The organism is Nocardia puris (assembly GCF_003315035.1).
Taxonomy (GTDB): Bacteria; Actinomycetota; Actinomycetes; order Mycobacteriales; family Mycobacteriaceae; genus Nocardia; species Nocardia puris.
In genome coordinates this window covers 110,508-125,504 of record NZ_QNRE01000004.1, presented here as the reverse complement: position 1 = coordinate 125,504, position 14,997 = coordinate 110,508, and the positions used below count along the sequence as shown (strand labels likewise).

At 71.0% G+C, this 14,997-nt stretch carries 13 protein-coding genes; 7 read left to right on the top strand and 6 right to left on the bottom strand.

Annotated elements, in window-relative coordinates; all coding sequences use genetic code 11:
* Positions 1-268: 268 nt before the first annotated feature.
* Together DFR74_RS13660 and DFR74_RS13655 are read left to right on the top strand one after the other, a co-directional pair.
* The gene (locus DFR74_RS13660) at positions 269-1,786 is read left to right on the top strand and encodes a hypothetical protein (RefSeq protein WP_233444439.1); all 1,518 of its coding nucleotides are present in this window, start codon (positions 269-271) and stop codon (positions 1,784-1,786) included.
* Between the two features lie 240 nt (positions 1,787-2,026).
* A complete protein-coding gene (locus tag DFR74_RS13655; protein ID WP_067503462.1) occupies positions 2,027-3,859 on the top strand; it encodes a phosphoenolpyruvate carboxykinase (GTP) in 1,833 nt (610 codons plus the stop codon).
* A gap of 55 nt (positions 3,860-3,914) precedes the next feature.
* On the opposite strand, the gene DFR74_RS13650 is transcribed toward DFR74_RS13655, so the two are convergent.
* Positions 3,915-4,664 carry an HD domain-containing protein gene (locus DFR74_RS13650; protein ID WP_067503465.1) on the bottom strand — a complete coding sequence of 250 codons (750 nt, stop codon included), beginning with the start codon at positions 4,662-4,664 and terminating at the stop codon, positions 3,915-3,917.
* A gap of 106 nt (positions 4,665-4,770) precedes the next feature.
* Between DFR74_RS13650 and DFR74_RS13645 the strand changes: the two genes are divergently transcribed.
* Positions 4,771-5,721 carry a GlxA family transcriptional regulator gene (locus tag DFR74_RS13645; protein ID WP_113975105.1) on the top strand — a complete coding sequence of 317 codons (951 nt, stop codon included), beginning with the start codon at positions 4,771-4,773 and terminating at the stop codon, positions 5,719-5,721.
* Positions 5,722-5,803: 82 nt separating this feature from the next.
* Here DFR74_RS13645 and DFR74_RS35395 read toward each other — a convergent pair whose 3' ends face one another.
* Positions 5,804-6,457 carry a hypothetical protein gene (locus tag DFR74_RS35395; RefSeq protein ID WP_147265824.1) on the bottom strand — a complete coding sequence of 218 codons (654 nt, stop codon included), beginning with the start codon at positions 6,455-6,457 and terminating at the stop codon, positions 5,804-5,806.
* 767 nt (positions 6,458-7,224) lie between these two features.
* Here DFR74_RS35395 and DFR74_RS13635 point away from each other — a divergent pair.
* Complete coding sequence (locus DFR74_RS13635) at positions 7,225-7,410, top strand: hypothetical protein (protein WP_067503468.1); 186 nt, start codon at positions 7,225-7,227, stop codon at positions 7,408-7,410.
* A gap of 300 nt (positions 7,411-7,710) precedes the next feature.
* Here DFR74_RS13635 and DFR74_RS13630 read toward each other — a convergent pair whose 3' ends face one another.
* A complete protein-coding gene (locus DFR74_RS13630) occupies positions 7,711-9,153 on the bottom strand; it encodes an aldehyde dehydrogenase (RefSeq protein ID WP_067503476.1) in 1,443 nt (480 codons plus the stop codon).
* Positions 9,154-9,353: 200 nt separating this feature from the next.
* Here DFR74_RS13630 and DFR74_RS13625 point away from each other — a divergent pair, with 200 nt between their 5' ends.
* Positions 9,354-9,647: a hypothetical protein gene (locus DFR74_RS13625; RefSeq protein ID WP_067503479.1), complete on the top strand. Its 294-nt coding sequence runs from the start codon at positions 9,354-9,356 to the stop codon at positions 9,645-9,647.
* A 1-nt stretch (position 9,648) separates the two neighbouring features.
* Here the strand turns inward: DFR74_RS13625 and DFR74_RS13620 are convergent, their stop codons facing one another.
* Positions 9,649-10,431: a class I SAM-dependent methyltransferase gene (locus DFR74_RS13620; RefSeq protein WP_067503482.1), complete on the bottom strand. Its 783-nt coding sequence runs from the start codon at positions 10,429-10,431 to the stop codon at positions 9,649-9,651.
* Between the two features lie 143 nt (positions 10,432-10,574).
* Positions 10,575-10,712 (bottom strand): hypothetical protein, encoded by a 138-nt coding sequence (locus DFR74_RS35945; RefSeq protein ID WP_157115791.1) that lies wholly within the window; start codon positions 10,710-10,712, stop codon positions 10,575-10,577.
* A 219-nt stretch (positions 10,713-10,931) separates the two neighbouring features.
* Between DFR74_RS35945 and DFR74_RS13615 the strand changes: the two genes are divergently transcribed.
* Together DFR74_RS13615 and DFR74_RS13610 are read left to right on the top strand one after the other, a co-directional pair.
* Complete coding sequence (locus tag DFR74_RS13615; RefSeq protein WP_067503486.1) at positions 10,932-12,104, top strand: glycosyltransferase family 4 protein; 1,173 nt, start codon at positions 10,932-10,934, stop codon at positions 12,102-12,104.
* A gap of 8 nt (positions 12,105-12,112) precedes the next feature.
* Positions 12,113-12,823, top strand: a complete 711-nt coding sequence (locus tag DFR74_RS13610) for an HAD family hydrolase (RefSeq protein ID WP_067503488.1) — start codon at positions 12,113-12,115, stop codon at positions 12,821-12,823.
* Between the two features lie 52 nt (positions 12,824-12,875).
* Here DFR74_RS13610 and DFR74_RS13605 read toward each other — a convergent pair whose 3' ends face one another.
* A complete protein-coding gene (locus tag DFR74_RS13605; RefSeq protein WP_067503491.1) occupies positions 12,876-14,804 on the bottom strand; it encodes a hypothetical protein in 1,929 nt (642 codons plus the stop codon).
* Positions 14,805-14,997 lie beyond the last annotated feature (193 nt).

The following is a 14,997-nucleotide window of genomic DNA, read 5'->3' as shown; positions in this document are numbered from 1 at the left end:
GCCGAGCGCGCCCGCTGCTGATCCCGCCACCACGGCCGCGCCACCGAGGCCGGGAGCGCCGCCCTCGGGTTCGCCCCCACCCGCGCAGGGGCCGTCGTCCGTGCCGGGCTCGTCGCCGGTCGGATCGATTCCGCCTGCGGGCGTTCCGGTCCCGTCCCGGGATGGGACGAATTCGCCAGTCGATGCGTCGAGCCCGGCGGTGGGCGCGCACCCATCACCGCCGCCTCCCGCGTCTCCGGATGTCGCGCCTCCGTCCGGCACTCCTGTCGTGGGCACATCCCCGGCCGCGCCGCACACCCTCCCCGACGAGGTCGAGGCCGTGGTGGCCCGCTGGCATCCGCAGGGCACGGCGCTGCTCAAGGCGGTGCGGGGCGCGGGGGACGCCTCGACCGTCGCGTTGATCGGCCCCGACGACGCGAACACCACGCTCTTGCGCACCGAACTGGCCCGCTACGAGCCGCACATCGACTTCACCGATCCGATCACCGACCCCGGCGCGGCCGTCGAGACCACCTCGTCCTCGGGCGCGGCGCCCTCCAGCGTGGCGCTGGTCCTGCTGGACGCGGGCAGCGCGCTCGGCACCGGCACGTTGACCGCCGTGCGCAAGCTGCGCGCCGACGGGGCCCGGGTGCTACTGGTGATGAACGGCATCCACGCCTACCAGGACTGGCGCGCGGTGCTCGCGCACAACCTCGAGATCCTGGCGGCGAACGGCCTCGACGAACTCGACATCCTGCCGGTGTCGGCGCGCCTGGCGGTCGCGGGCCGCGCGGGCGGCGACGCCGGTCTGGTGGACCGCTCGGGCCTGCCCACCCTGCACGCCGACCTGGTCGCCGCCGCGGCGGGCGCGGGCTCCGCCGTGGGCGACCGCTACGGCGCCGTGCTGCACCGCGTGCTCACCGACACCAGGAAGCGCATCGCCGAACAGGTCGCCGCCCTGCGCGCCGGCGCGCAACCCGTGCGCTGGCGCGAGGAGCGGGCCGCGCTGCTCGCCGGACGCGACGGCGGGCGCGCCACCGCCATGTCCACGCTGCGCGGCCGGCTGCACCTGGCCCGCGTCGATCTCATGACCGAGGTGGGCGGCCACGTCCGCGCCCTGCACACCGCCGCCCGTGCCGAGCTCGACCGCCTGCGCCCCGCCGAACTGGGCGACTACCCCGATCGCCTCCAGCAGGCGGTCACCGAGCTGACCGGCGTGGTCGACTCCGCCATCGAGCGCCGCATGGCCGAACTCGCGTACCGCCTCGACGAAACCGGACAGATCGCCCAGACGCCGCCGCACCGCAGGCTCGATCCGGCGCCGCGGGTGGGTCCCGATCCGGAGCCGCGGCATCGCGGTGTCGAAGATCACGTGATGATCGCACTGGGCGCGTCGGCAGGTGTCGGCCTCGGCAGACTGCTCGTCATGCCGCTCTCGCTGGTGCCCGCGCTGGAGGTGGCGAGCATCCCCGTCACGCTGCTGCTGGGCGCGCTGGTGGCGTGGTGGGTGGTGCGCGCGCGCCGCCTGGTCGCCGATCGCGCGCACGTGCGCCAGTGGGTCGCCGACGCGCTGGTCAACGTGAAAGCCCAGCTAGAGCAGCGTGTGGCGACGGCGCTGGTGGAAGCGGAGACCGAATTGGCCGACCGCGTGGTGCGCGCGGGCGCCACCCGCGCGCTGGAAACCGACCGGCGCGTCGCCGAACTGGAAGCCCTGATCCGGCGGGCCGCGGCCGAGCAACCGGGACAACTCGCGGCGTGCGAACGCGACATTGCGATCATCGACCGGCACATCGTGCCTGTTGAATAGGCGACAGAATGGGTACATAGGGGGGAACCCGATGCCGTACCGATCGTCACATCGCGTTAACCTCTTAGCAGGAACCTGGGCGTCCGCTTCGTCCTTGTACGCCGTCCAGCCGGGGCGCGCTTTCGACTGGTCGCAGCGGGTGCCTTCCCGCCAACGGTGGCGCTCGGTGTTCCGCGCCGGTCATGGGCCTCGGGCCGGGCGGCGGGATATCGGACAGCCGCCCATCTCAGGAGAGTTTTCATGACCTCAGCGACCATTCCTGGTCTTCGTGGATCCGACGGCAAGGCGCCGACCGAGCACAGCGAACTACTCGCCTGGGTACAGGAAGTCGCGGAACTCACCCAGCCCGACCGGGTGGTCTGGGCGGACGGTTCCGACGAGGAATGGGATCGCCTGACCGCCCAGCTGGTCGAGGCGGGCACCTTCCGCAAGCTCGACGAGCGCAAGAAGCCGAACTCCTTCCTCGCCCTGTCCGACCCGTCGGACGTGGCGCGCGTGGAGTCGCGCACCTACATCTGTTCCAAGACCGAGGCCGACGCCGGCCCCACCAACAACTGGGTCGACCCGACCGAGATGCGCGCCACCATGACCGAGCTGTACCGCGGCTCGATGAAGGGCCGCACCATGTACGTGGTGCCGTTCTGCATGGGCCCGCTCGGCGCCGACGACCCGAAGCTGGGCGTCGAGATCACCGACTCCGAGTATGTCGTGGTGTCGATGCGCGTGATGACCCGCATGGGCCGGGCCGCCCTCGAGAAGCTGGGCACCGACCGGCCGTTCGTGAAGGCGCTGCACTCGGTGGGCGCGCCGCTGGCCGAGGGCCAGGCCGACGTGCCGTGGCCGTGCAACGACACCAAGTACATCACCCACTTCCCGGAGGACCGCGAGATCTGGTCCTACGGCTCCGGCTACGGCGGCAACGCCCTGCTCGGCAAGAAGTGCTACTCGCTGCGCATCGCCTCGGCGATGGCCCACGACGAGGGCTGGCTGGCCGAGCACATGCTCATCCTCAAGCTGATCTCCCCGGAGAACAAGGCCTACTACATCGCGGCCGCGTTCCCCAGCGCCTGCGGTAAGACCAACCTCGCCATGATCCAGCCCACCGTTCCCGGCTGGCGCGCGGAGACCCTGGGCGACGACATCGCCTGGATGCGTTTCGGCAAGGACGGCCGCCTGTACGCGGTGAACCCGGAGTACGGCTTCTTCGGCGTCGCGCCCGGCACCAACCACAGCTCCAACCCGAACGCCATGGCGACCATGGACGCGGGTAACACCGTCTACACCAACGTCGCGCTCACCGACGACAACGATGTGTGGTGGGAGGGCCTGGAGGGCGAGCCCGATCACCTGATCGACTGGAAGGGCAACGACTGGTACCTCCGCGAGACGGAGACGCTGGCCGCGCACCCCAACTCCCGCTACTGCACCCCGATGTCGCAGTGCCCGATCCTGGCGCCCGAATGGGACGACCCGCAGGGCGTGCCGATCTCGGCGATCCTGTTCGGCGGCCGCCGCAAGACCACGGTGCCGCTGGTGACCGAGTCCTTCGACTGGCAGCACGGCGTGTTCATGGGCGCCACGCTGTCCTCGGAGCAGACCGCCGCCGCCGAGGGCAAGGTCGGCACGGTGCGCCGCGACCCGATGGCCATGCTGCCGTTCATGGGCTACCACGTGGGCGACTACCTGGGCCACTGGGTCAACGTCGGCAAGAGCGCCGACGCGGCCAAGCTGCCGAAGATCTTCTATGTCAACTGGTTCCGCCGCGGCGACGACGGCCGCTTCCTGTGGCCGGGCTTCGGTGAGAACTCCCGCGTGCTGGAGTGGATCATCGGCCGCATCGAGGGTACGGCGCAGGCCGAGCAGACCGCGATCGGCAACGTCCCGACCGCCGGGCAGCTGGATCTGGAGGGCCTGGACGTCGAGACGAAGGACGTCGACGAGGCGCTCGCGGTGAACGCCGAGGAGTGGCGCAAGGAGATTCCGCTCATCGAGGAGTGGTTCGAGTTCGTCGGCGACAAGCTCCCCTCGGGCGTGCGCGACGAGTTCGAGGCGCTGAAGCAGCGCCTGGGCTGATCGTCGCCGAACCGCCCGCACCGTCTCGGTGCGGGCGGTTTCGCGTTTCGGGGGTTTACTCGTCGAACGGCGCGAAGCGGATGAGGGGGCCGAAGCGCGCGGTGTTCATCATCCAGTGGATGCGGGTATTCGGCGCGGCGGCAGCTTGGGCGTCGAAGGCTGCGCGCACCCGGCGTTTGAAGTCCGCGCGCGGGTGGCGGGTGAGTAGCTGGTCCACCCATACCGGGTCCAGATCGGCGAGGCGCAGGCCGAGGACGTCGGCCGCCGCGCCCGCCGAGACGATCCCGACCGTGTCGAGATCGTCGGCGACACCCGGGGTGAGGTGGGCGGCGATGGCCGCGCCCACGAGGTGCGCCTGGTGTTCGGACGCCCCGTGCGCGGTGACGAAAGCCTTCGCCCGCTCCGCGCCGTCAACAGCGAAACATGCTCCCGGAGAGGGTGTTTCAAGTGTCAAGTCGTGCAGCAGGCAGGAGACGTAGGCGAGTTCGTCGTCATAGGATGTGCCGCTCAGTTCCGCCAGCGCGCGCCCGAAATAGTACGTGCGATAGGAGTGTTCGAGCACGTAGGGCGAGAGGCATTCGCGCGCTTCCTCTTCCGTCGCGCGGGACAGCTTCGAATCGGGCGGGGCGGCGTCCAGGTCGACGTGTCCCGCACCTCGCTTGCCGAGCGCGAGGCGCACCCGGTCGGCGACCACGCCGGGCAGGGTGGCCGCCAGTTTGGCGGTGAGTTGCCGCCGCTGCGCACCGGTGAGCTTTCCACCCGTTCGCTCGGCCCATTCCCAGTCGAATCCCGTTGGCGCGCCCACGCCGACCTCCTCGTTCTCGTCGTCGAAGGCCAGTCAATCGGGCGGCAGCCCACCCGGCCAGCGGCGCGAATGACACCTACCCTTGGATTCGTGCCAAAGTGGGGGTGTGAAGCAGGTGGTGGCTCTCGCGCTCGACGGCGTCATGACCTATGACCTGGCGGTCGCGGTCCAGGCGTTCCGGCACGGTCCGGCCAAGACCGGGGAGGGGCGCGGATTCGAGATGCGCACGTGCGGGGTGCGGCCCGGAAAGGTCTGGACGCCCAACGGTTTCGACCTGCACGTCGATCATGGAATCGAATTGCTGGAGCAGGCCGATGTCGTGGTGGTGCCCGGCATCGGGTTGCCCACGATGCCGCTGGCCACCGAGGTCGCCGACGCCTTGCGGGCGGCGAGCGCGCGGGGCGCGACGCTGGTGAGCATCTGCGTCGGCGCGTTCGTTCTCGCGCAGACCGGTCTGCTGGACGGGCGCCCCGCCACCACCCACTGGGCGTATTGCGACGAGTTCGCCGCGCTGTATCCCGCCGTGCGGCTCGACCCCGGCGCGCTCTACGTCGACGACGGCGACATTCTCACCTCGGCGGGTCTGTCGGCCGGGCTGGATCTGTGCCTGCATGTGGTGCGCCGTGAACTGGGCGCGGGCGCGGCGGCCGAACTCGCCCGCTGGAATGTCACGCCGCCGCACCGGGAAGGTGGACAGGCGCAATACATTCCGGATCCCATGCCGCGCCAGGGCGAATCCTCCGGTCTGGCCGCCACTCTCGCGTGGGCCGTAGCGAATATCGCCGCGGTGTCCGATGTTTCGACGCTGGCCCGGCACGCGTTGATGAGCGAGCGCACGTTCATCCGGCGATTCAAGGCGGAAGTCGGGGCCACGCCGCGCCGGTGGTTGGAGGCCCAGCGCACCGCCCGCGCCCGCGAACTCCTGGAAACCACGGATCTGCCGGTGGACGTCGTCGCGGCGCACGCCGGTTTCGGCAGCGTCACCGCGCTGCGCACGCACCTGCGGGCCGCGACGGGGACCACTCCGGCCGGCTATCGCCGTTCCCTGCGCCGCTGATCCGTGCGAAAGGGCTTCCTGGACAACACGACATCGCGCACCGCTCGAAGCGACGCGCGATGTCGCGATGATCAGCGATCCGTCAGGGCAGGACCTGCGGGATCACATCCGGCTGCACCGTACCCACGATCGCGCCGATCACGGCGCCCATGATCGCGGTGCCGATGACACCGGGCACGGCGCACACGACGTAGCCGACGACCAGCGCCAGCACAGTCGGGATGCAGGTGATGGCGCCGACGATCGCGCCGACGACGGCACCGCCGGCCGCGCCGTTCAGCACCGGATCCGGGTTCTGCGCGTGCGGGTTGGTGGCGATCTCCGACAGCTCGGTGCTGGCCGCCGACGCCGCGGGCGTGGCGACCGAGAGCTTGCGGCCGTCCTCGGACACGGTCGCGTCGAGGGCGACCTCGCCCGCCGGGGTGGCGATGGCCAGCGGCAGCTCCGACACGGCGGTGCCACCGGCGTTCACGATCCGCACCGAGTGCTCGCCGACCTGGAACGTGGCGGCGTCCAGCGTCACCGAGACGGCGCTGAGATCCGGCGCGACCTCGGTGTCGTAGCCGATCCCGGCGTCCGAGCCGGACGACGAGATCGCGGCCGCGAGCTGCGCCCGCTGCTCGGTGTAGTCATCGGCCGAGGCCGCGCCCGCACCGGCGAACGTGGTGGCCACGGCCAGCGGCAGCGCGGCGATGAGCGCCTTACGGCCGACCCGCATGGCAGCACGATGGAACATGAAAAGTTTCTCCCTCCCGACCCCCGACCCCCGAGGTGGACGAATCGAACGTCGAATCGAACGATCTGAACGCCCTAATTCGTAGTGGCGGCCGTTCGGCGATGGCAAATAATGTGAGACTCTCCACATTGTGGAACCGATTGGAGGACAACGTTTTACGTGCGTTTATGCGCGTTTGTGACTGGTACTGTTCGCTTTTCGGGTAGGTTGCGCGATTCGCGGTTGCGCGGGATTGTGCGCAGTCGAGCCGAGCGGTCCGCCGTTGTATTGATCGGTCGACCGTCCAGTGACCGGCGTGCGCCGGATGGGGTGTCACCAATCTGTTGCCATGGATTTGCCAATAAGGCGCTCCGCGTGCCGATTCGCGGGATGCGGCGGCCAACTCCGTTCCGGTTCACGCGCTCCGGGGGAGGCGCTACCGCGGGTCCGGGCATATCTGTTGTCGCGTCATGAATCCGGGGTCGGCGCGCCGGGCGCAGGCACCCCGGCGGGGAACGGTCGGCGAGCTCGCCGATCAGACGGGAGGCGCGCCGAGAATGCCCCGACTTGCGCACCCCTACCGGCTACTCGCCGGTCGGCTCGCACTCGTACGGGCCGTGTTTCACCGCAAACGGCCCGTCGTGCCCTATTCTGTTCTCGTTCCCGGCTTCACAGCCGGTGGGTTCGCCGCACGGGCGGTCCGCCGGTCGCACGAACTGCTTCCCCAGCGCCGTCGCCACCCGATCGACCCGGGCCCGCGACCGATCGACGTGAGAGGTGGTTGGAGCATGACCGACCTGGAGTTCGACGCGGACAGTCCGGCGATGATCGATCCGGACACCAGCACCCCCATCTCCCGCGCCGCGGGCCGCCTGCAACGTGCCCTGCCCCCCGGCTGGCGCGTCGAGGTGGTCGACCCCCAGACCCGTCCCGACCGCGACCCCGCGCTGCGCGTCGTGATGCCGGACGACTGACGGCCGCTCCCGGTGGACCCGTCGCGGAAGCTCAGTCGGCTGCGCCCCTGACCGTGATCGCCGCCGAAACCAGGTGGCGCGTCGAGTAGCCGCGCGTGAACAGCCCGCTCCCTGTGGACCCTCCCGCCTGGAATGCCCGCTCAACAGTTGCGGGCGGCGGAAGGCCCCGGTAGGTCTCGTCCGCTCGGCCCCATGACCCGGTGTGTCGTGCCGTTGCTTGCCTTGCCGCCGCAGGACGCACCCGCCCCCCAACGAGAACCGGCCCGCCGAACACTCGGCGGGCCGGTCGTCGTGCGATCGCTACCTCGTCCAGCCCATCGGCATGAGCACCGACTTCTGCTCGCAGAAGGAGTCCAGGCCCTCGGGGCCGTTCTCGCGACCCAGGCCCGAGTTCTTGTAGCCGCCGAAGGGGGCGCTGGGGTCGAAGGCGTACCAGTTGATCGCGTAGGTGCCGGTGCGGACGCGGCTCGCGATCTCGAGCCCGTGGTCGATATCGCTGGTCCACACCGAACCCGCCAGGCCGTAGGCGGAGTCGTTCGCGATCGCCACGGCCTCGTCCTCGGTCTCGTACGGGATCACCGAGAGCACCGGGCCGAAAATCTCCTCCTGTGCGATGGTCGACTTGTTGTCCACCTCGGCGAAGAGGGTCGGCTCCACGAACCAGCCGCGGTCCAGCCCCTCGGGCCGTCCGCCGCCGAGCACCAGGCGCGCGCCCTCGGCCTTGCCCTTGGCGATGTACCCCTCGACGCGTTCACGCTGCTTCTCGGAGATGAGCGGGCCGAGCACCACCGAGGGATCGGCGGGATCGCCCACCTTCATGGCCTGCACGCTCGCGACCAGCGCGTCCAGGATCTCGTCGTGGCGGCTGCGCGGCAGCAGGATGCGGGTCTGGTCCACGCAGCCCTGGCCGGTGTTCATGAGACCGGCGAACGCCAGCGCCGGAATGTTGGCGAGGTCCACGTCGGGCAGCACGATCGCCGCGGATTTGCCGCCCAGTTCCAGCGACACCGTCTTGAGCTGGCCGGTGGCGATGGCCCCGATCTTGCGGCCGACGGCGGTGCTGCCGGTGAACGTGATCTTGTCGACGCCCGGATGCGACACCAGGTACTCGGCGACGTCGGCCTCGGCGGGCAGCACCGAGATCACGCCCTCGGGCACGCCGGCCTCGGCGAAGATATCGGCCACGATATTGGTGCTGAGCGGGGTGAGCGGCGCGGGCTTGAGCACCACCGAACAGCCGGCCAGCAGCGCGGGCCCGAGCTTGTTGGCGGCCAGGAACAGCGGCACGTTCCACGCCGTGACGGCCGCGACCACGCCGCGCGGCTCGCGCGTGACGTGGGTGGTGCCGAAGATGCCGGTGCGCGTCTCGTGCCACGGGAACGACTCCGCCAGCTCGGCGTAGGCGTCCAGCGCGGCGACGGCCGGGATCTGGTTGAGGGTCAGGGCGGTGGCCGTGGGCGCGCCCATCTCGGCGGTGAGCGCGGCAAGCAGGTCGGCCGAACGCTGCTCGATGAGCCGGGCCGCCTTGGTGAGCACCGCCGCGCGCTCGGCGGGCGGGGTCTTGGGCCACGGGCCGTGGTCGAACGCGTGACGGGCGGCGGCGACCGCCGCGTCGACGTCGGCGCGTTCCACCACGGGGACGCTGCCCACCGGCTCGACCGTGACCGGTGAGATGACCTGGAGGCGCTCGGAGCCCGCTGGCGCGGTCCAGCGTCCGCCGATGAACAAGCTGTCGTAATGCATGAGAACACGTTACAATTTTTCCGCCCCGCTGTCTGCAACCTGTTCTAATTTCCCCGCTCGGGACCGCGTTGACCAGCTCGAATTCCAACCTGTCGGTTCGCTTTTCGGAGAACGCACTATTGCGTTCCGCCTCGCGACCGTGGATGCTGTAGCTACTGATCAGCATGTGATCTTCGGACCGCGATCGGGGTGAAATCGTCATGGCGGTGCAAGTGATCGGCAGGTCGCTGATGACCAGCGATCGGACCGACCATCAGGCCAGGAGCGTGGGCGGCGGCGGGTGGGTGGTCTCCTACCTACCGGGCCGCACGCTCACGCTCGAGCAGGCGACGGCCGCGATGCAGGCCGCGGAGGTCGTCGCGACCGTCGGCGTGCTCGCCGATCAGGTCGGGCTCACGGCCCTCGAGACGGTCGGGCTGGCCATGCGCGAGTCGCCGTGGGCGCCGCGCGAGGAGTGCGCGCCGCGCTGGCGGCGCGGGTGGCTCGCGCAGTAGCTCACGCCGGTTTGGTGGCCACGACCACCAGGTTGCTGACCACTAGCTCGCGCAGCCACGGCACCCGCACCAGCCACCACGCCCAGTGCGGGTGGTAGCGAGGGAAGATCGTGTGCACCCGGGCCGGAGTGGTTGCCGCCCAGCGCAACCCGTCGGCGGCGCGCACCGCGAACAGCGACTCCCCGAACCGGTTCTTGGGTTCCTTGCCGGTCTTGCGGCGGTACCGGCGCGCCGCGTACTCGCCGCCCAGGTAGTGCCACGGGCCGGTCTCGTGCCCGCCGAACGGGCCCAGCCACACGGTGTAGGAGAGCACGATCAGCCCACCAGGGCGCGTCACGCGCACCATCTCGTCGGCCATCGCCCACGGATCGGGCACGTGCTCGGCGACATTGGAGGAGAAGCAGATGTCGACCGCGCCGTCGCGGAACGGCAGCGCCATGCCCGAGCCGCGCACCGCGCCGGGCACCGAGAGGCCCGCCGCGTGCATCTCGGACGGGTCGGGCTCGACGGGAATGTAGCGCGCGCCCGCGGCGGCGAACTCGTCGGCGAAGTAGCCGGGACCGCCGCCGACGTCGAGGATCGTGGTTCCGGTGAGCGACCGGCCGGTGACGTCGGTGTAGAAGTCGCCGATCATGGCGGCGGTGTCGGTGGCGAGTCCGCCGTAGAATACGGCGGGATCGGTCTGCTCGAAGCGGAAGCTGCCGAGCAGGCGCAGCGAACGGCGCAGCGTCGCGCGTCGCGCGAATCGGGGCGCTCTCCTCGGCGGTTTCTCTGCTCTCAGCACGGCGCCGAGTTTTCCACAGGGTGGGGGTGTGGGTGGTCGGTGGTCGGAGGTGCGGGCGCGTCCGGGCAGCGGAACGGTCCGGCACCCGCGCAGTGCCGGACCGTTCGTCGGATCGACCGGGTACGTCCGGTCGATGCGGTGGGTCAGCCGATGCCGCTGCTGGCGCCGCTGCCCGTGGAGGTGGAGGACGAGAGCAGTGCCAGGATGATGCCCAGCAGCCCGCCGTCGAAGTCGCCGTTGCCGCCGCCACCGCCGCCGGTGCGCGTCCGTGCCGTTTTCATGGTGTTCTCCTCATCGTGATGGCCGGCCAACGCTCGACCGGCCGTGCCCCCGGCAAACGGGGGTGGCGGGAGGGTATCCGGATCGGGTAGTGAAATGTGGGCGTTTCAAAGAATTGGCAGGGTACGCCAACGCGACGATGAACGCGCGTGTGAAACTGTGACGTCCATTATGGTGTACCGGACATCCGTGTCCGACCCGTCGACGAGAGAAGCTCCACCGTGCGCGAAGTCCTCCTGCTCTGCTGGCGTGACACCGGGCACCCGCAGGGCGGCGGCAGCGAGCGGTACCTCGAGCAGGTCGGTGCGCAGCTCGCCGCGCGGGGCGTCAAGGTCACGCTGCGCACCGCGCGCTACCCCGGCGCGGCGCGGCGCGAGCACGTCGACGGCATCGACATCAGTCGCGGCGGCGGCCGCTACACCGTCTACCCGCGCGCGCTGGCCGCGATCGCGCTGGGCCGGCTCGGCCTGGGCCCGCTGCGCGGCGTGCGGCCCGACGCGATCATCGACACCCAGAACGGCATCCCCTTCTTCGCCGGCGTCGCCGCCGCTGCGCCGTCGGTGGTGCTGGTGCATCACGGGCACCGGGAGCAGTGGCCGGTCGCGGGCCGCCTCATCGGCCGGATCGGGTGGTGGATCGAATCGCGCCTGTCGCCCCGCGCGCACCGCGACAACCAGTACCTCACGGTGTCGCTGCCCTCGGCGGAGGAGCTGGCGACGCTGGGCGTGGATCGCACGCGAATCGCGGTGGTGCGCAACGGCGCCGAGCCCGTGCCCGCCGACGCCCCGACCGGCGCCGCGGTGACCCGCGCGGCGAGCCCGCGCCTGGTGGTGTTGTCGCGGCTGGTGCCGCACAAGCAGATCGAGGACGCGCTCGAGGTCGTCGCGCGGCTGCGGGGCACGATCCCCGGCCTGCACCTGGACGTGGTGGGCGGCGGCTGGTGGGCCGAGAATCTGGAGGCCACCGCGCGCGCGCTCGGCATCGCCGACGCCGTCACGTTCCATGGGCACGTGGACGAGCGCCGCAAGCACGAATTGCTCGCGCGCGCTTGGGTACACGTGCTCCCCTCCCGCAAGGAGGGGTGGGGCCTGGCGGTGATCGAAGCCGCGCAGCACGGCGTGCCCACCATCGGTTACCGCAGTTCGCGCGGGCTCACCGATTCGATCGTCGACGGCGTCACCGGCGTGCTGGTGGACGACCTCGTCCAGCTCACCGACGCCGCGGGCGAACTGCTCGCCGACGCGGCCACCCGCACCGACATGGGCGAGAAGGCCCGCGCCCGCGCCCGCGAATTCTCCTGGGAGCAAACGGGGAACGGCGTGTACGAGGTGTTGGCGGCGGTGGCGCGCGGCGAGTACGTCTCGGGACTGGTGGCGCCCGCGCCGGTCGACTGAACAGCGGCATGGCTGTCCGGGGGGTCCTGTTCGACGTGGACGACACGCTGTTCGCGTTCTCGAACTCGGAGGAGTCCGGGCTGTTCGCGCACCTGCGCGCGGAGCGACTGCTCGACCGTTTCACCGATCCGGCTGCGGCGCTGCGCATCTGGCGGGAGCTCACCGATACGCATTTCGATCGATTCGTCCGTGGTGAGCTGACTTTCACCGAGCAGCAGCGCGTCCGGACGCGCGCGTTTCTCGACGGTCTGGGTATCGCGTTGGCGGAAGCGGAGATCGCCGAGTGGTTCCGTCGCTACGACACGCACCGGCGCGCCGCGTGGGCAGCCTTTCCCGATACCGAGCCCGCGTTGCGCAGGCTCGCGCCCGCGTACCGGCTGGGGGTCGTGTCCAACTCGTCGGCGGAGGCGCAGCGCCGCAAGCTCGGAATCGTGGGCCTGCTGCCGTATTTCGGTGACGCGCTGGTGTGCAGCGATCAGCACGGGGTGGCGAAGCCCGACGCCGCGATCTTTCGCGCCGGGTGTGACAGTCTCGGGCTGGAGCCTCGCGAAGTTGCCTCCGTGGGGGACAAGTACGCGGTCGACGCGGTGGGGGCGCGGGACGCCGGGCTGGTGGCGTACTGGCTGGATCGCGGAAATGCGCGGGGCGGCAATGTGATCGACGAGGGGATCCGGGTGATCGGGTCACTCGAGGAGCTTCCGGATGTGCTCGTGCGCTGAGGTTCGCGGGCCAAGGCGCGGCGTGGGATTCGGCCCGGCTGTGTGGTCGGATTCAGCGTGGCCTTCGCCGTAGAACCAGTGCGGCGACCGGGGCGCCGAGGAGCAGTGCGGCCCAGATCAGGTGGGCCGCAATGGCTGTCCAGCGACGTACCGGCGTCACGTGATCGTCGGTGACGACACCCGGGACCCGGTACAAAGCGAGGTGATCGTCGGTGTAGGCCGGATTCAGCTGGGCCAGAGTGGCTTCCGAGTCGCCGAGTGGGCCCGGCGTGGTGCGCTCGACCAGCACCCAGCCCACGCCCAGCGCCGCCAGGTCGGTCGCGTCACCACCGCGCAGTAGTAGATCTTCGACCTCGCGGGCGCGGGTGCCTTCACCCGCGACGGTGCGCCCTCGGACCGGTAGTTCGCCGGTCTGGAGGACGTCGTTCGGGAGCATGCGCGGCGCGGGATCGAGGACCGGTGCCGGGCCGGTGTAGGGGAACTTGCGGAACATGCCGGCCGGGAGGACGGCGACGTCACCGGGTGCGTCGACGCGTTGCGCGACCAACTCCCATCCGGCCGGATAACGGACGGGACGGAGTGATCCTCCGACGCTCCACGCCAGATCGAGCAGGGGGAGGATGACGGCGGCGATGAGCGCGGCCGCGATCAGGGCGAGGCTCCCGCGACTCGGGCGATCTTGTTGCGGCGCAACGTCATCAGCGCTGGACAACACCCGCGCGAGCGCCCCGCAGGCCGCGGCGGCGCACAGCGCGTACGCCGGTACGGCCAGCGCCACGTACTTCTGGGTGTCGCGCAGCAGACCCGCGCCCGGCACGTTGACGACCAACCATTCCATCGCCGCCATGCCCCACCCGGTGGCGGCGAGCGCGGGCAGCACCACGGCGGCACCGGCCAGCGCGACGAGCGCGCGGCGGACGGCGAGGCTGTCCCGCCCGCGCGCGCCGTCGGTGAGCACAGTGCGCACACCGGCCGCCACCACCGCGAGCAGGAGAAGGGTCGCGAGGAACGCGATGGGTGTGGTGCGCGAATCCGGGACCGCGTCCCCGTTCCAGATGCCGCCGAGCCCGGCCAGCGACCCGAGCGTCCCGAGCCAGGGTTCGGCGCGCGCGGCGAACGCGGCGATCCCGGCCGGATCGGAGGGCTCCGCGCCCCCGCCGGACAGCGCGGTCGCCACCAACCACGGCGCCGACGCCGCCACCACCAGCGCCACCAAAACGGGCAGCCTGCGCCACCCGACCGTCACGGCGGCCGTGACCCCGGCGAGCAGCGCCCCCGTCGGCGTCAGCCCTGCCGCCGCGAGCGCGCCGGCCAGCATCGCCCACGCGCGCCAAGTGTGCTCCCCGACCGCGAGCGGCCCCTTCGACTCGGAGCCCCGGGCGCGGCTCCGATCACCCTGCTCGCGGCTCTGATCCGCGATGTTCGGTGCGCTGTCGGCGTTTTCACCGCTTCGTGTGTGCGTCGGGTTCGATGCTTGGAAGGGTGACCTGTCGCGGTCGGGATTGCCGCTCTGTCCGCCCGTGCGAATCCGATACGCCGCCAACACGATCCACGGCAGGGCCGCGTAGCCCGTGAGCAGGCTCCAGTGGCCCTGCAACAGGCGCTCGGCGACGTAGGGGTTCCAGACCGCGACCGTCACCGCGACGAGCTGGGCTGCCAGGCGCGCCCCCAGCAGTTCGCGGGTCAGGACCGCCGCGCCGTACCCGGCGGCCCACAGCGCGGCGACCAGGATCGCCTTCACCACGATCCCGCCGTCCACCACCGTCGAGACCGCCGCCAGCAGACCGTCCTGCGGGACCGCGCGCGGCGCGGCGTCGCCCAACCCCAGCGCCGAATCCGTCGGATACGAGCGCGGTGTGCTCACCGCGTCGCGCAACAGCAGATACCCCGGACCGAGCAGCGGCCCCACCACCAGCAGGGCGAGCGCGGCGCTGTACACGGCCGCGACAACCCGCTCCCGAACCCCGCCGCCGTCACTCACGGAAGCCCACCCTACGACGCCCCGCCTCCGGCACACCCCGACAGCCACCTCACTCCGGCGATCCCACACTCCACGGGCCCCCGGATGCGTATTCCACACAGTCGAGTACTGACCACGCGACGGCGTCCCCGGATCGAGCACCCCCGCACGTGCCGATCCGCACGCATCGCGTGGGCGAGGTTGCGGGCAGCAT